Below are 16,563 nucleotides of genomic sequence, written 5' to 3'. Positions count from 1 at the left end.
TATCCCATGCTCTGCTTCACTTTGGTCGGTAAAGTCGAGAGGGTACTGGCGCTGGCCCTCCTTCCTCTACCTGGCGGTCCAAAGTGCTGCGGTTATTCTATGAACCCAGGAAAACGACGCATAGGGTTGGCACCGTCAATGGCCGCTGCTTCCAACAAACTCTTGGGAATCGCTTGCAACCCGGCCAAGAAGAATACGAAGTTGTAACTCATCTGCTTCCATACAGATGCCAGGATAACCAACAACAACGCTTGACCACCTTCAAGGTTGTGATTCCACTCGATACCTAGGCGTTCCAACAGGGCAGTTACCAACCCAATTGAGGGATCGAATAGAAAAAGCCACAACACTCCCGCCACCGCCGGTGCCACTGCATAAGGCCAGATCAGAAACGTCTTGTAGGTACTCGCACCCTTGATAACGCGATCGGCAAGCACCGCCAAAAAAAGCGCAATGCTCATAGCGCCTAGCGCCACCGACAACGAGAACACTACCGTGGTCCATATGACGCTGTAGTAATCCGGATTACTGAGCACAGCAATAAAGTTGGTCAGGCCAGCAAATTGCTGCGACAGACCGAAAGCATCCTCGATATAGAACGCCTGCTGTACCGCCTGCCATGCCGGCCAGAAAAAAAACACACTCACGATGATCAGCTGTGGTGCCAACAGCAACCAGGGCGTGAGATGAGAGCGCTGAAAGTAGGCCATGCGACATCTCCACGACACCCGTCCGTCACCGGCGCTACCGGTGACGGACGGGAATGACCAGCGAATCAGCTATTGGCGTTCTGGAATTGATCCAGTAGAGCATTACCCTGTTCGACTGCTCGGTCGAGACCTGACTGCACACCGACCTCGCCAGCGAAGATCTTTTCCAATGCACCATTAATGACGTCCCGGATCTGCACCATGTTGCCCAATCGCAGTCCCTTGGAATTTTCGGTAGGTGTGGAGCCGGTCATCTGCTTGATCGCCACCTCAGTACCTGGATTCTTGGCATAGAAGCCTTGCTCGCGGGTCAGTTCGGCAGCCGCCTCGGTGATCGGCAGATAACCGGTGAACTGGTGCCAGTCAGCCTGCACTTCGGGCGAAGAAAGGTATTCGAAGAACTGCGCACTGCCCTTTTCCTGAGCCTCGCTAGCGCCGTCGAGCACCCACAATGAGGCCCCGCCAATGATGGTGTTGTTAGGGGTATCAATCACATCGGCGTCATAAGGCAGTGGTGCGACACCGAAATCAAAGCTGGCATTCTCCCTGACCCCGGCGTAGGAGGCGGAGGAAGCCATCATCATGGCGCACTCGCCAGAATAAAACTTGGGAGCGGCTTCGTCCTTGCGGCCACCGAACGCGAAGCGCCCGTCTTGCTGCCATTCCTCGAGACGCTGAATATGATCGACCACAGCGGTTTGGTTGAATTTCAGCCGCGCATCCAGCCCTTCAAAACCGTTCGCTTGGCTAGCGAAGGGAATATCGTTGCGTGCCGAGTAATTCTCGAGCATCACCCAGGACGGCCAAGTGGTGGTCAGGCCGCATTCTGCAGCACCGGAATCGACCACCTTTTCGAGCACGTTGCCTAGCCCCTGCCACGTATCGGGCAACTCATCGATCCCAGCCTTTTCCAGAATATCTCGATTGACATAAGTAACCGGCGTGGAGGAATTGAAAGGCATGGACAGCATGCGTCCTTCGGGATCGGTATAGTATCCCGCCACTGCTGGTAAATAGGCGCTCGGGTCGAAATCGACATTGGCATTCGCCATCAACTGATAAACCGGCACGATGGCGCCTTTAGCACTCATCATGGTCGCAGTACCCACCTCGTAGATCTGCACGATCTGGGGCGCCTTGCCCGCTCGGAAGGCGGCGATCGCCGATGTCATGGTTTCGGTATAGTTACCCTTGAAGACTGGATTGACGACATATTCATCCTGGCTAGCATTGAAGTCGGCCGCAATCTGGTCGACCTTATCGCCCAGCGCACCGCCCATGGCATGCCACCAAGTAATCTCGGTATTGGCCTGAGCGCTACTCGCGCAGGCTCCCAGGGCGAGCGTGATGCCAAGAGAAGAAAGCAGGAAAGTACGTTGCATGAAAGTCTCCTTGTCCAGTACGAGGGCTCGATGCCACTTGCGCCAGACTAGGCAAGGAATCTTTCAATTAGATGACGGCAGACCATCTACGCCATCCTGACAACATGCGATGAATCAAAAAAAGACCCGCCAAACGGCGGGTCGGAAGAACAGCATCAGCTGTCGAGAGAGAAGCGGTTGCCTGCTGAATAGCAAGTCGTCCTAATAATGAAAGCGTTAGTGATGAAAGCGTTCGGCGGCCTGGCGCGCCAGTTCGCGAATGCTATCCCAGTCTTCGTTCTCGACCAGGTCATTGGGCGTCAGCCATGAGCCGCCCACGCACATCACGTTGGGTAGACTGAGATAATCGTCGGCGTTGTCTACGGTGATGCCGCCAGTGGGGCAGAAGTGAGCGTCGGGAATCGGGCCACCAATGGATTTGATCGCCTTGGCGCCACCGCTGGCTTCCGCCGGGAAGAACTTGAAGCGCCGATAGCCATACTGCCAGCCGGTCATCAACTCGGATACCGTGGCTACCCCCGGCAGCATCGGCACGGGGCTTTCCACGCCATAGCGATACAGCGCCTCGGTCGTGCCGGGCGTGACCACGAAATCCACGCCGGCCTCTTCGGCCAGCCGGTATTGAGCGGGTGTCAGTACGGTGCCAGCACCGATGCTCACGCCCGGCAATGCGGCACGCATACGCCGGATGGCATCCAGTGCGCAGTCGGTGCGCAGGGTAATCTCGAGCACGTTGAGCCCGCCTTCGACCAGAGCGCGCGCCATGGGCACGGCATCCTCGAGGCGATCGATCACCAGCACCGGAATCACCTCCACCTTCTGGCAGATACTGTCGAGTTCCGTCGTGCGGGTGGAAGGAAGCTGTTTGTCGATAGTCATGGGGATGCTCCGGGTATTCGTAAACGCAGGGCTCAGGGCGCCCAATACGTCGCGATCGGCTGGGAAAGGAAGGTGCGAATCGGCAATTGCCGGGCATCATCGCCACCCAACGCGTTGGCCAGGACCCGACGCTTGTCCTCGCCGGTCATGTGCAGGACGTGCAGATGGGCATCGGCCAGGCGCGCGGCACTCAACGTAATGCGCGCCTGCGGTACGCTGGGCGCATGCACTGCCACCGCCGCCTCGGATGTTTCAAGTGCCGTGGCCAGCTGTTCGCTGTCGGGGAACAGCGAGGCCGTGTGCCCGTCGCCGCCCATACCGAGGACGACCACGCTGGCCGGCCATGGCAGCGACGCGACACGTGCCGACACCGTCTCGACGCCGGCCTCGGGGGTGTCGTCGTCGGTGGTCAAGGAATGAAAACGCGCTTCGGCGGCCGGCCCGACGAGCAACGTCTCGCGGACCAGACGTGCATTGCTGTCGGCATCGTCGTCGGCCACCCAACGTTCATCGGCCAGTGTCACGTCAATACGCGACCAAGGCAGTGCCTTGGTCGCCAGGGCGCTGAAGAACGGCTTCGGCGTGGAGCCGCCGGACACGACCAGCAGCACCCGTTCGCGACTGGCCAGGTCGGCTTCGAGCGCCTTGGCCACGGTATCCGCAAGACGCTCGGCGAGGTAACGACGGCCTTCATCGATGCTTGTCATAATCGGCTGCCTATCAAATCAATAGTCTTCATACCAGGAGCGCCCGTCCTGAGTAATCATGGCGATCGACGCCACGGGCCCCCAGGAGCCTGCCGGATACCGGCGTGGCGGCATATCCCGCGCTTCCCAGCCGGCGATCAGCTGATCTACCCACTTCCAGGCGTACTCCACCTCGTCACGACGCACGAACAGGTATTGCTGGCCTTTCATCACCTCGAGCAGCAAGCGCTCGTAGGCATCGGGAATCCGTGTCTTGGGGAAGGCGTGATTGAAATCCAGGTGCAGCGGTCCGGGCCGCAGGCGCATACCCTTGTCGAGCCCACTGTCCTTGGTCAGCACCTGCAGCGCAATGCCTTCCTCCGGCTGCAGACGGATGACCAGCTTGTTGGCCGCGAGCCCACGCTGGTCGGGATCGAAGATATAGTGCGGCTGCTGGCGAAAGTGGATGACGATCTGCGACATCTTTTCCGGCATGCGCTTACCGGTACGCAAATAGAACGGCACGCCCGCCCAGCGCCAGTTGGCAACCTCAAGCTTCATGGCCACGAAGGTCTCGGTATGGCTCGCGGTGTTGGCGCCCTCTTCGTCGAGATAGCCCGGTACACTCTCGCCGTCTACGGAGCCGCCGATGTATTGACCACGGACCACGTTGCGCGATAGCTCTTCACCTACCAAGGGCTTGAGCGCCTTGAGTACTTTGACCTTCTCGTCACGAATGGCGTCGGCGTCGAGATTCGATGGCGGATCCATGGCGATCAGGCACAGCAGCTGCAACAAATGGTTCTGGACCATGTCACGCAACTGCCCCGCCTCGTCGAAATACCCCCAACGGCCTTCGATGCCCACCTTCTCGGCGACGGTGATTTCCACATGCGAAATCTGGTTCTGGTTCCACTGATTGCCGAACAGTGGATTGGCAAAGCGCAGCGCGATCAGATTCTGGACCGTCTCCTTGCCCAGGTAATGATCCATGCGATAAATGCGCGATTCGGGGAAAACATCACCGATGGCATCGTTGATCTGAATGGAGGATTCGAGATCGTAGCCGATGGGCTTCTCGACCACCACGCGAGTCTCGTCATCAAGGCTGCCACTGGCATGCAGATTGGCGCAGATATCGCCGTAAATGCTGGCCGGTACCGCTAGATACACCACCATGGGGCGCGCGGTGGCGTCATGCCAATCGCGAATGGCGTCATACCCCGCGACGGTAGCAAAGTCGAGTTGCTGGTAGTCGAGACGCGCCAGGAACCGCTCGAGACAAGCCTTTTCCAGCTCGTTGGGCTTGAGCCGCTTGTTAAGGGCTTCCTTGACGTTGGTGCGGAAACTGTCGACATCGTGTTCCTGGCGCGCGAGCCCCAGGATACGCGTGGTATCGCCGAGCAACCCTTCGCGATCCAGGTGGTACAATGCCGGATACAATTTGCGCAGCGCCAAATCGCCAAGCGCCCCGAAAAGGGCCAGATCGACATCGGGCGTGATATCTCGACTCATGACGCGGCCCCCAAAAATCTGGTTAACTTACCTATAAAATAAGCCATATCAGGGCTCCTCGGCAAATATATTATGTAAATTTACTACCATTGCAGCACGCGTTTGTCCCCAACCGCGAACGACTTGGCTTGGCGACCCTGCGCCACCACGCTAGGATGCCTTATCTAACACAACGTAGTTACTTGAAAACGTCGTCACTTGAAAACGTAGTTCCTTGAGAATGTAGTTACGTGACAACGTAGTTAATTCGACACCCTTGGCAGACAGAGACTCCCATTACGCATGCCAGCCTTCGATCTGATCGACCGTATCCGTTCCCGTTTGGAAGAACTCAATCGCTCCGAACGCAAAGTGGCCGACGTGATTCTTCACGATCCGGCCGCCGCCACTGGCATGAGCATCGCAACGCTGGCGCAGGCGGCGGCGGTCAGCGAACCAACGGTCAATCGCTTCTGTCGCAATTTCGACGCCAAGGGCTATCCCGACTTCAAGATCAAACTGGCCCAAAGCCTAGCCGGCGGCACGCCCTATGTCAGCCGCAGCGTGGAGCGTGACGATGGTGCCGCAAGTTATGGCGACAAGATCTTCGGCGCCACCATTGCCGCCCTCGATGACGCCCGCCGCGCGCTCGACTCCCAGCGCGTCGAACGCGCCGTCGATTATCTGATCCAGGCCAAGCAGATCAGCTTCTTCGGCCTCGGCGCCTCGGGCCCCGTGGCGCAGGATGCGCAGCACAAGTTCTTTCGCTTCAACCTGCCCGTCACCGCCTATGAAGACGTGCTGATGCAGCGCATGGTCGCCGCCGCCACTCATACCGGCGACGTCATTGTCATCGTTTCCTACACCGGCCGCACCCGCGAGCTGGTCGAGATCGCCCGTGTGGCGCGTGACAATGGCGCCATCGTGCTCGGCATCACCGCGCCCGACTCGCCACTCGCCCATGAGTGTACCGAAACGCTCGAGGTCATCACCCCGGAAGACACCGATGTCTACATGCCGATGACCTCGCGCATGATCCATCTAGCCTTGATCGATGTACTGGCGACGGGCGTCACGCTGCGTCGCGGCGAAGACTTCCTGCCGCACCTCAAGAAGATAAAGGACAGTCTGCAAGCCACGCGGTTTCCGCTCCACGACGAGTGAACGTCGTGGGGCGTGCTTGCCGCCACACCGCGCAGTCACGACAATGAGCGTCTCACCACGCTCATTGCGTCGTTTAAACCGCTTTTCTCCCAAGGAGTATGCCCATGCGCTGGCTCGTCGCCTGCCTGCTGATTCTCGTCAGCACCGCCGCCACGGCGGAAACGTTTCGCTTTACGGCCATCCCCGACGAAGACCAGTCGCGGCTCGAGGAGCGCTTCGACAAGGTCGCGCGTTACCTCGAGGATCAACTGGGCGTGGCGGTCGAGTACGTGCCGGTCAAATCCTATAGCGCCGCCGTCTCGGCCTTCCGCAACGACCAGGTGCAACTGGCCTGGTTCGGCGGCCTGACCGGTGTTCAGGCGCGCCGCTTGGTGCCCGACTCTCGCGCCATCGCGCAAGGCAAGGAAGACGCCGAATTCCGCACCTACTTCATCGCCAACCATGACAGCGGTGTCGATACGCAGGGCGATGACCTGCCCAAGAACGTGCAGGGCAAGTCGTTCACCTTCGGCGCCAAGACCTCCACCTCCGGACGCCTGATGCCGGAATATTACATCCGCGAACAGTTCGGGGCGCCCCCCAAGTCGCTGTTCTCGCGCGTCGGTTTTTCCGGGGACCATACGCGCACCATCGCCCTGGTCGAATCCGGCACCTACGACATCGGCGCCGTCAACTTCAAGGTCTGGGACGCCGCCGTGGCCGATGGACGCGTGGATACCGATAAAGTCGACGTGATCTGGAAGACGCCGACCTACCCCGACTATCAATGGACCGTGCGTGGCGACGTCGACGGCCGTTATGGGGACGGCTTTACCGACGAGGTGCGTCAGGCACTGCTCGACATGCACGACCCCGAGCTGCTCGAGAGCTTCCCCCGTCAAGGTTTCATTCCCGCCGACAACGACGACTATCAACCCATCGAAGACGTCGGCGAGAAACTAGGCCTGCTGCGGTGAGTGTGGAGGAACTCGTTCGCTTCGACGGCGAGGCGCTGGGTCATGCACGCCACACCGTTCTCGCCGATCTCTCGCTAGGGCTGCGGGCCGGCGAGCGCGTGGCATTGCTCGGTCCTAGCGGGGTGGGTAAATCAACCCTGCTGGCCGCCTTGCGCCAGCGCCTCGGCCACCGCGTAGCCTGGTGTCCGCAAGAGCATGGCCTGGTGCCGCCGTTGTCGGTCTATCACAACGTCTACATGGGCCGCCTGGAGCGCCACTCTGCGCTTGCCAATCTCATCAATCTGCTGCGCCCGCGCCGCGACGCCTGGCGAGACATTCAGGCACTCTGCGGCGAGCTGGGCCTCGAAGGACTGCTCAAGCGTCCCGTGGCACAACTTTCCGGTGGCCAACGCCAGCGCGTGGCCATCGCCCGGGCGCTTTATCAGGCCCGCGAGGTCTTTCTCGGCGATGAACCGGTCGCCAGCATCGACCCGCACCAAGCACGCCGCCTGCTGTATATGGTTCAGAGCCAGCACGCCACCTGTGTGATCGCCTTGCATCAGCGCGAACTCGCGTTGACGCATTTCGACCGCGTATGGGGTCTGCGCGACGGCCAACTGATACTCGACGCGCCGGCGCGCGAGTTGACGCTTGACGATCTCGACACGCTCTATCCTGACGCCCACTCGTCTGATGCCCAACCGGAGCCGGCATGAGTGCCGAACGTGCGCCAGGCCTGCTCGCCGGTGACTCTCTCAATTTGCGCCTCGCTCGGCGCTCGCTAGGGCTGATCGCGTTGTGTCTGGTATTGCTGCCATTCGCCGACCTGGCGATCACCACCCACGATCCTTGGGCCGAGCTGGAACGCATGCTCGCCGGCCTGCTGCATCCCGATATGCTGGCGACCGAATCACTGCCCCACGCCATCGCCCTGACCATCGGGTTTGCGCTGTGGGGAACGCTGCTCGGCGTGGTACTGGGCTTCCCGCTGGCCTTGCTCTCCCCGCGCTCGCGCCTACTACGCGGTAGTTGCGCGTTCGTGCGCGCCATCCATGAGTTGTTCTGGGCGCTGCTCCTGCTGCAGGTCTTCGGCCTTTCCGCCGTCACTGCCATCGCCGCCCTGACGATTCCCTACGCTGGCATCTTCGCCAAGGTCTACGCCGAGATCCTCGAACTCACGCCACGCGCACCGGTCGATGCCCTGCCCGAGGGCGTGGGGCGTCTCTCGCGTTTCGTGTATGCCGAACTGCCCATGGTTTGGGCGAGGCTTTCGAGCTACACCCGCTATCGCTTCGAATGCGCCATGCGCTCGAGCGTACTGCTGGGGTTCGTGGGCCTGCCGACGCTAGGTTTCCATCTGGAGAGCGCCTTCCGCGAGGGGCGTTATCCCGAGGCCGGCGCCTTGCTGTGGGTGTTCTATCTCATGATCGCCTCGCTGCATCTATGGGGACACCGCCGCCTGCTGCCCTGGATCGCGCTGGGAAGCCTATTTCTGCTCGGGCCCTGGCCGGACATCGACGGCGCCCTGTTGTGGCGGTTCATCAGTGTCGACCTATGGCCGAAACCTCTGCTCGAAGGGAACTGGAGCGGGCTCTGGCAGTGGTTCGGCGAAATACCCGACCTGCTGCCCGCCATCGGCAACACCCTGCTGCTGGGACTGATGGGCACCGCCGGTAGCCTGGTGGTGGCCTTGCTGCTGTGGCCATTGGCCAGCCGCCATTTCGGCAACCGCCCCACCCGTATGGCAGGCAAAGGCGTCTTGATCTTGATGCGCTCGACGCCGGAATTGATGCTGGCTTTCATCTTCCTGTTGATGCTCGGCCCATCGATGCTGCCCGCCTGGCTGGCGTTGTCGTTACACAACGGCGCACTGATCGCCTTTTTGGTGGCGCGACATGCCGATGCCATCGTACCGGGCAGCCACGCACTGCCGGCATCTTCCCGTTATACCTACGAATTGCTGCCACGCCTCTATGGCGGCTTGCTGGCGCTGCTGTTCTACCGCGCCGAGACGATCATTCGTGAAACCGCGCTACTGGGCATGCTCGGCATCGCCACGCTGGGCTTTCACATCGACTCCAGCTTCGCCTATCTGATGTTCGATCAGGCATTCTTCCTGCTGCTGATCACCGCCGGCCTGAACATCGCCGTTGACGCCCTGGCACGCCGCTACCGACCGCGCGAGATCGCCGACACCCCAGGCGAGCGCGACCGCCCCGCAGGAGAAGCCACATGCTGATCACGACGCTGCTATTCATCGCCACCGCCCTGGCGGAAATCGTCGGCTGCTATCTGCCCTGGCTGTGGCTCCGCCAGCAAGGCTCGCCCTGGCTGCTGATCCCTGCAGCCGCCAGCCTGGCGCTATTTGCATGGCTTTTGACGCTGCACCCCGCCGCCAGCGGACGTATCTATGCCGCCTACGGGGGCGTCTATGTAGTCTGCGCCCTGGGCTGGCTGTGGGCGGTCGATGGCGAATCGCTGCAACCCACCGACTGGATCGGCGCCGGTCTCGCGCTTACCGGGATGGGCGTGATCGCCAGCGGGTGGCGATAAGAAAACACCGTAGAAGATTACGTTTTGCTGCGCTGTGTTGCGCGTCAACCTGCTAGTGTCTGGAAACGATGCAGCCACCCCATGGAGGGGGAAGCATCACCAGTGACAGGCTGACTGCCTGGTCTCGTGTCGCTAACGTGTTCCATCGACGAGGTTCACATGACCACACCGCCACGCCCGCTGATCAAGGACGAAGAGACGCCGCCCCCAACATCGCCTTCTTCAACGCCAAAACGCAGCACCGGCAATTTTGCCAATGATCCCGGACGCGCCGCCGAGGCTGGACGCAAGGGCGGCCAGGCCAGCCCCACCAACTTCAAGCACGACCCGGGGCGCGCCGCCGAAGCGGGACGCAAGGGTGGCCGTCAAAGCCCCGGCAACTTCAAGCAAGATACCAATCGCGCTCGCGAGGCGGGCCGCAAAGGTGGGCGCCAACGCTCCCCCCATGCCTCGTAACGATCACCCAGTGCATAGCCAGTCGCTTGCGCCACCCCGCAAGCTTTGCCTACGCCTTTCGCCGCCATGGCTGACAGCCAGTCACACGGCATTGACATAGGCTGACACCTACAGCACTTACGTTCACGCGCGTTGCACATCAGCGCCAAGCGCCGTTTCCCTGCGCCCGCACATGCGGGTTTGGCCTCAGGCCAGACCGCCCGCCAGGGCGGTCTTTTTTTGCGCCTCATCATCGCCCCGCAGCCCTCATGTCGGCGCCCCGAGACAGTAGCCATCATGCCACGACTCGGGTAGGGTAAACGTCCGTACACGTTGTCACTCACACCACGAATCGAGCCAGCGGCATTTGCCGACGAAAGGGAAAACGTCTGCATGACGACACCGGCCATGATGTATGTGCATGACTGGCGCGCCTGGCAGCCCGGCCGCCGCGATATGTCGCAGCCCCGCCTCAGCGTCGCGGAAAAACCCGCCGGCAGCCATGTGCCCGCCATGTTGCGACGCCGCTTGACCGGCATCGGTCGCGCACTCTGCGACATGCTGGCCGAGCTCGACGCCAATGCCGACTGCCCTTTGCTGTATGCCTCACGCCACGGCGATGGCGAGCGCACCCTGGAGATGCTCAATACCCTGGCCGAGGAAGCGCCATTGTCGCCAGCACGCTTCGGGCTCTCGGTGCATAATGCCATCCCCGGTGTGTACTCGATCGGGCGCGGCAATCGCCGCACCCAGCAGGCGATCGCCGCCTCTGGCGACGAGTTTGCCGCGCTGCTCGTCGAAGCCCAGGGATATCTGGCCCAGGGCGAGCCGACAGTGATCATCGCCTTCGCCGAGCAAGCGATCCCCGCGCGCTTCGCCGCGCACTTCACGACCCCGATCGACACCGCCGCCGTGGCACTCCGCGTGTCGTTGACGCCCGCGCATAACGCCTGGGCGCTCACTTCACGCCCACTGGCGAGCGACGATACCGCCGAGGACAGCCCACAGCCCAGCGATCTCATCGACTGGCTATGCGGCACACGCGACGAACTCCATTGCCACCGGCCACGCCAGGCATGGTCGTTGGTACGCGCCGAATAATGCATGGACGAGATCGCCTCATGCCCATCGACGCCCTGCCCTATACCCGCTTACACCCTGTATCATAGCCCAGCCGGTATAGTGCGCCCCGCCGTCGGCAACGTTTACGCACACAACATACGCCTTATGCTGCATCGACGAGAATGGAGTCGCCCATGACGAGCGAATTGGAACAAGAGCTCAAGCACCTGATCATCGATACCCTCGAGCTCGAGGACGTCACGCCGGAAGATATCGATCCCGACGAGCCGCTGTTCGTCGAAGGCCTAGGCTTGGACTCCATCGACGCCCTGGAACTGGGGCTCGCCCTGCAGAAGCGCTACGGTATCAAGCTGGAATCCGATAGTGACGAAACACGCCACCACTTCCGCAACCTGCGCACGCTCGCCGCGCTGGTTGAGGAGCGTCGCACCGCGTAGAGCCCAGCATGAGTTCCCGTACCCCGTCGTCGACCGCACCGCGCTCGGCCCTGTTCAATCTGCTACTTGGCATCCTGGCATTGGGATGGCCGCTGGCCGTGCATGCCTTGCTGCCGCGTCTCGGCGCCTGGCCATTGCTGATCGCTCTCGTCGCGCTGGCTTGGTGGCGACTGCCGGCCGCGCACCGACACTGGGGCTGGGGATTGCTCATCGTCGGCGGGGCCATACTCACTGCCGGCCACGCCGAACTCGGCGTGCGCGCCTGGCCAGTGCTCCTCAATACCGCCATGCTGGCCGCCTTCGCGTACAGCCTGGCACGCCCGCCTAGCGTCATAGAGCGCTTGGCACGGCGCCGCGAACCCCAACTCGGACCACGCGGCGTTCGCTATACGCGTCGCGTCACGCAGGCCTGGTGCGTATTCTTCGCCATCAATGGCAGCATCGCGTTATGGACCGCACTCTACGCCGACCTGGCCACGTGGACGCTCTACAACGGGGGCATCGTCTATGCCCTACTAGCAACGATGTTCGGCGGTGAATGGTTGATCCGCCGCCAGGTGAGGAAAACGCCTGATGACGAATGACGCGGCGCACGGTCCGCTGCTGGCCGCCCCATGGCGCGAATGCGACCCTGCACGCACCGTGGCCTGGCAAACCGACGCTCACGCCGAGACGCCCTGGCGAACGCTGGAAACGTTCCAGTCCGACGTCGGCGCCTGGCAGGCGACGCTGGACGCGCATGCCAAATCCCCCTGCAGCTGGATGCTGAGCACACACGATCCGTACCGCTTCGGCTGTGCATTGATCGCCGCCTGGGAACGCGGCGACCATGTCATCCTGCCGGCCGACACGCGCCCCGCGACACTCGAGGCCCTCGATGCCCTGGATGCCGCACGTCTGGGAGATATTCCTGGCGGCCTGACGGCGAGCGACACCCCTCACGCACCACGTTGGGGCACACTCGAGGCGGCACGCATCGCCGTGACGCTTTATACCTCCGGCTCTACCGGCGAACCGCAACGCCTCGACAAGAGCTTCGCCCAGCTCGATGCGGAGCTTGGCATGCATGCCGCGCTATGGCCGCTCGAGGCACGCCTGACCTTGAGTCAGGTGAGCCACCAACATATCTACGGCCTACTGTTCAGCGTGCTGCGCCCGCTGTGCGAGCGTGCACCGTTCGCCGCCGAGATGTGCCGCTACCCGGAAACCTTACATCTGTGGTTAGCACGCTGGCATGCGCAAACCCGGCGCGAGGCGGTGCTGATCAGCGCCCCACCGACTCTCGAGCGGCTCCCGGAGACACTCGACTGGCCGGCAGTCGATGGCATCCTGGCACGCATTCACTCCTCCGGCGCGCCCCTGCCGCGCGACGCTGCCGAGCATGCCCAGCGCCTGCTGGGTACCGAGGTACGCGAAGTCTATGGCAGCTCAGAAACCGGCGGCATCGCTTGGCGCATTCAATCCCGAGATGCCGGCTGGACCGCCTTTCCCGGCGTCGAGGTACGCGACGATGCCGAGCATCGACTATGGCTGCGCGCCCCCTGGTTGAGCACACCCGCGACCTGGACGCCGCAAGCCGACCGCGTGGTCGTCGAAGGTACCCGCTTTCGGCTACTCGGCCGTAGCGACCGTATCGCCAAGGTCGGCGGCAAGCGTGTCTCGCTCACCGCCTTCGACCGCGCCCTCGGTGAGTTGCCAGACGTGCGACGTGCCCATTGCGTTCCCCTGCCGAGACGCGATGGGCGTCTGGGCGCCATCGTCGAACTCGCCCCCGAAGCCGTACCGCACACTCATGACGCACGACGCCGACTGATCCAGGCGCTACGCACCGCCCTGGCGCCACGCTTCGAAAACGCCGTGCTGCCACGCTACTGGCGATTCGTCGAGGCCTGGCCACGCGATGCCCAGGGCAAACTCGGCGCGACGTGCCTGTCACGCCTGTTCGCGGATCTCGATGATCCCCGCGCGCCTCGCTGGCTGGGTGAAACACTGGACGGCCCGCAAAGCGCGCGCGTGACCCTGGAAGTGCCCGAACGCCTCGCCTATGTCGAAGGTCATTTCGCGACGCAGCCGGTGGTGCCCGGCGTGGTCATGGTGCGCTGGGCGCTTCACGCCGCGCGCGAGAGCCTCGGCTTGCACGGCGTGTGCCGCGATATGGCTCGCATCAAGTTTCCCCTGCTGCTGCTACCGGGGGAACGCGTCACACTGACGCTCGACGCCACGCATGACAGCCTGCATGAAACGACTCATGACAACGTTCATCACCACGCCCCTGACAATGTCCACAACAACGCTCATAACAACGCCCACAAGAACGCCCACAAGAACGATATGACGACCCGACTACGCTTCACGTTCACCAGCCAGCGCGGGACTCACGGGACCGGCACGCTGACGCTGACGCGGCCTGAGGGCGCGTGCCATGCGTGACGACGCCCGCGCCTGTGTCATCATTCCGGTCTATAACCACGCCGACGCGGTGGGACGTACCTGCCAGGCGCTACGCCGTCTGGAGGTTCCCCTGTTATTGATCGACGACGGTTGCGAGCTCGCCTGTGCCGCCGTTCTCGAACGCCTCGCCGACGCACCCCGCACCCACCTGCTCAAGCTGCCGCACAATCACGGCAAGGGCGCGGCGGTCAAGGCCGGCCTGCGCGAGGCACAGCGGCTGGGGTTCACGCACGCCCTGCAAGTCGATGCCGACGGCCAGCACGACGCCGACGACCTGCCGCCGTTTCTCGCTGGCCTCAATGCCGACGACACCACGCTGCGCATCGGCTACCCGCGTTTCGACGCCAGCGTACCGCGCCACCGCTTCTACGCCCGTTACCTCACCCATTCGCTGGTGTGGTTGAGCACACTTTCCTTCGCGCTGCGCGACACCATGTGCGGCGTCAAGCTGTATCCGGTAGCGGCGACCAACCACCTGGTCGCGCAGCACCCCTGCGGGGACCGCATGCAGTTCGATACCGAGCTGCCCGTGCGCTGGATATGGGACGCACGTCCGGTCGAAAACCTGCCCGTGCGGGTGAGTTATCCCCTCGATGGCGTCTCGCATTTCGCCATGTGGCGCGATAATCGCCAACTCACCGCCATGCATTTACGCTTGCTCGCCGGTATGCTGCGGCGGCTGCCACGCCTGCTAGGCCGCCATGCGCGAATGACAAGGAGTACCGGATGACCCCCAGCGACGACGACACGCAACGCGATGCACGGCACTGGTCGCGCGTTCAGGAGTCCGGCACGTTGGCCGGCATGCGCCTGATGATCTGGATTCGTCGCCACCTGGGACGCTGGCCGTTTCGGCTCATGCTGGTACCGGTCATCCTTTACTACTACGCGATACGCCACATTCCCCGCCGGGCGTCGCAGGATTATCTCAAGCGCATCTGGCCGTTGTATGCCGGGCGGGCGCCGCGCTGCGTGCACTGGCTGAGCCTGCGTCATTTCCTGGTCTTCGGCGGCATGCTGATGGACAAGATCGATGCCTGGAGCGGGCGTACCCTGGAGGCGCGGGTCGACGGCGAGGACCGTGCTCGTCTCGACGCCGCCATCCGCAGCGGACGCGGCGGTCTGGTGCTGGTCTCGCACGTCGGCAATCTGGAAGTTTGCAGCGCCATGCAGGAACGTCGCGACGACTTCCACGTGGTGCAGATCATGCATACCCGCAACGCCAGCAAGTTCAACGAGCTGCTGGCCCGCAGCGACCTGCGTCGCGCGCCGGAGATCATCGAGGTCAGCGAGATCACCCCGGCCACCGCCATGCTACTCGCCGAGCGCATTCAACAGGGGCGCTTCGTGATGATCGCCGCCGACCGCGTGCCGATCCACGACGGCGGGCGCACCCAGACGCTCGACTTCCTGGGCACGCCCGCCCACTTTCCCGAGGGCCCGTTCCATCTGGCCACCCTGTTGCGCTGCCCGCTCTACACGGTGGCCTGTCTGCGTGACGCCGAAGGCTATCGGGTGGAATTCAATGACTTCGACGACACCACCCACGTCAAACGCGTCGAGCGCGATGCCTGGCGCGAGCAAGCCATGCGTCGTTACGTACAATGGCTGACCGATCAATGCCAGCGCCAGCCCCTGCAATGGTTCAACTTCTTCCCTTTCTGGGCTTCTTCGACAACGCACACACGCGACGACGACTGAGTTTCATCGCCGCGAGTCATCTCGACACGGGAGAAAGCACATGATGCGCCGCTTGATCGCCTACGCCTGCCTGGGGCTCGTCGGACTGCCGTTCGCCGCACACGCCTTCGACCGTCAGGCACTGCAGGAACGTCTCGAGCAGACCCCGGCGCTGGAAGGCCACTTCACGCAGATCCGTTGGCTCGCCGATGTCGAAACAGAGCTCGAAAGCCAGGGGCGCTTCGCCTATGTGCGCGACGAGAAGGTCGTCTGGCAGTTGGAAACGCCCGTGGAGGATACCCTGGTGCTCACGCCGGCCGATGCGGATGACGCCACGCAAGCTGAAAGTGCCCGTCAGGCCGGTCGCGAGCAGATCGCCGCGCTATTGTTGCGTCTACTCGGCGGCGACTGGTCGGCACTGGATTCCCGCTTTACCCAGACGCTCGAGGGCAACGCCGACGACTGGCGCGTCAAGCTCACCCCGCGCGACTCGGCTCTCGCCGAGCGCATCGGCGAGATTCGCCTGGCCGGCGGCCGCTACGTCGAGCATCTGGAGATGCACACCGCCGATGGCGACCGCTTGAGCGTCGACTTCAGCGACCAGACGCCGCTGACGCCCGAGGCGATCGACGCCCTCCCCGACGCCGATACCCGCTGACCGGATCGCCAGGACT

17 protein-coding genes and 1 pseudogene are annotated in these 16,563 nt (G+C 62.6%); 13 read left to right on the top strand and 5 right to left on the bottom strand.

Annotation, left to right across the window (positions count from 1 at the left end):
- Positions 1–92: 92 nt before the first annotated feature.
- The 5 genes from OP494_RS16595 to zwf form a co-directional block, all read right to left on the bottom strand.
- On the bottom strand, positions 93–710 hold the full coding sequence (locus OP494_RS16595) for an ABC transporter permease subunit (RefSeq protein WP_348521707.1): 618 nt from the start codon (positions 708–710) through the stop codon (positions 93–95).
- Positions 711–775: 65 nt separating this feature from the next.
- Complete coding sequence (gene ugpB / locus OP494_RS16590) at positions 776–2,092, bottom strand: sn-glycerol-3-phosphate ABC transporter substrate-binding protein UgpB (RefSeq protein WP_280542577.1); 1,317 nt, start codon at positions 2,090–2,092, stop codon at positions 776–778.
- Positions 2,093–2,308: 216 nt separating this feature from the next.
- Positions 2,309–2,971, bottom strand: coding sequence for a bifunctional 4-hydroxy-2-oxoglutarate aldolase/2-dehydro-3-deoxy-phosphogluconate aldolase (locus OP494_RS16585; protein ID WP_280542576.1), 663 nt, complete (start codon positions 2,969–2,971; stop codon positions 2,309–2,311).
- 32 nt (positions 2,972–3,003) lie between these two features.
- The gene (gene pgl / locus OP494_RS16580) at positions 3,004–3,678 is read right to left on the bottom strand and encodes a 6-phosphogluconolactonase (RefSeq protein WP_280542574.1); all 675 of its coding nucleotides are present in this window, start codon (positions 3,676–3,678) and stop codon (positions 3,004–3,006) included.
- Positions 3,679–3,696: 18 nt separating this feature from the next.
- Entirely contained in the window at positions 3,697–5,172 is a 1,476-nt protein-coding gene (gene zwf / locus OP494_RS16575) for a glucose-6-phosphate dehydrogenase (RefSeq protein WP_280542573.1), read from the bottom strand.
- Positions 5,173–5,454: 282 nt separating this feature from the next.
- Here zwf and OP494_RS16570 point away from each other — a divergent pair, with 282 nt between their 5' ends.
- The 13 genes and pseudogenes from OP494_RS16570 (at position 5,455) to OP494_RS16510 (ending at position 16,547) form a co-directional block, all read left to right on the top strand.
- Positions 5,455–6,315: a MurR/RpiR family transcriptional regulator gene (locus tag OP494_RS16570; protein WP_280542571.1), complete on the top strand. Its 861-nt coding sequence runs from the start codon at positions 5,455–5,457 to the stop codon at positions 6,313–6,315.
- 104 nt (positions 6,316–6,419) lie between these two features.
- Positions 6,420–7,271, top strand: coding sequence for a putative selenate ABC transporter substrate-binding protein (locus OP494_RS16565; RefSeq protein ID WP_280542568.1), 852 nt, complete (start codon positions 6,420–6,422; stop codon positions 7,269–7,271).
- Entirely contained in the window at positions 7,268–7,966 is a 699-nt protein-coding gene (locus tag OP494_RS16560; protein WP_280542566.1) for an ATP-binding cassette domain-containing protein, read from the top strand. The genes OP494_RS16565 and OP494_RS16560 overlap by 4 nt, the downstream gene beginning before the upstream one ends.
- Entirely contained in the window at positions 7,963–9,489 is a 1,527-nt protein-coding gene (locus OP494_RS16555) for an ABC transporter permease (RefSeq protein ID WP_280542564.1), read from the top strand. Before OP494_RS16560 ends, OP494_RS16555 begins: the two co-directional genes overlap by 4 nt.
- Positions 9,483–9,803: a YnfA family protein gene (locus OP494_RS16550; protein WP_280542561.1), complete on the top strand. Its 321-nt coding sequence runs from the start codon at positions 9,483–9,485 to the stop codon at positions 9,801–9,803. Before OP494_RS16555 ends, OP494_RS16550 begins: the two co-directional genes overlap by 7 nt.
- A 317-nt stretch (positions 9,804–10,120) precedes the next feature.
- Positions 10,121–10,259, top strand: a pseudogene (locus OP494_RS17185) (KGG domain-containing protein); the annotation flags it as partial.
- A gap of 372 nt (positions 10,260–10,631) precedes the next feature.
- Positions 10,632–11,339: a beta-ketoacyl synthase chain length factor gene (locus tag OP494_RS16540; protein ID WP_280542555.1), complete on the top strand. Its 708-nt coding sequence runs from the start codon at positions 10,632–10,634 to the stop codon at positions 11,337–11,339.
- 155 nt (positions 11,340–11,494) lie between these two features.
- Positions 11,495–11,758 carry a phosphopantetheine-binding protein gene (locus tag OP494_RS16535; RefSeq protein ID WP_040242746.1) on the top strand — a complete coding sequence of 88 codons (264 nt, stop codon included), beginning with the start codon at positions 11,495–11,497 and terminating at the stop codon, positions 11,756–11,758.
- 8 nt (positions 11,759–11,766) lie between these two features.
- Entirely contained in the window at positions 11,767–12,342 is a 576-nt protein-coding gene (locus OP494_RS16530; RefSeq protein WP_280542551.1) for a hypothetical protein, read from the top strand.
- Positions 12,332–14,188: an AMP-binding protein gene (locus tag OP494_RS16525; RefSeq protein WP_280542548.1), complete on the top strand. Its 1,857-nt coding sequence runs from the start codon at positions 12,332–12,334 to the stop codon at positions 14,186–14,188. Before OP494_RS16530 ends, OP494_RS16525 begins: the two co-directional genes overlap by 11 nt.
- Entirely contained in the window at positions 14,181–14,939 is a 759-nt protein-coding gene (locus OP494_RS16520) for a glycosyltransferase family 2 protein (protein ID WP_280542546.1), read from the top strand. Before OP494_RS16525 ends, OP494_RS16520 begins: the two co-directional genes overlap by 8 nt.
- The gene (locus OP494_RS16515) at positions 14,936–15,910 is read left to right on the top strand and encodes a glycosyl transferase (RefSeq protein ID WP_280542543.1); all 975 of its coding nucleotides are present in this window, start codon (positions 14,936–14,938) and stop codon (positions 15,908–15,910) included. The genes OP494_RS16520 and OP494_RS16515 overlap by 4 nt, the downstream gene beginning before the upstream one ends.
- Positions 15,911–15,950: 40 nt before the next feature.
- A complete protein-coding gene (locus OP494_RS16510) occupies positions 15,951–16,547 on the top strand; it encodes an outer membrane lipoprotein carrier protein LolA (RefSeq protein ID WP_280542540.1) in 597 nt (198 codons plus the stop codon).
- The last annotated feature ends 16 nt before the right edge of the window (positions 16,548–16,563 follow it).

Origin of the sequence: Chromohalobacter sp. 11-W (assembly GCF_029889905.1) — a bacterium.
Classification (GTDB): Bacteria; Pseudomonadota; Gammaproteobacteria; order Pseudomonadales; family Halomonadaceae; genus Chromohalobacter.
The sequence above is the reverse complement of the archived record's forward strand: the minus strand, read 5'-3'. Positions and strand labels throughout refer to the sequence as shown.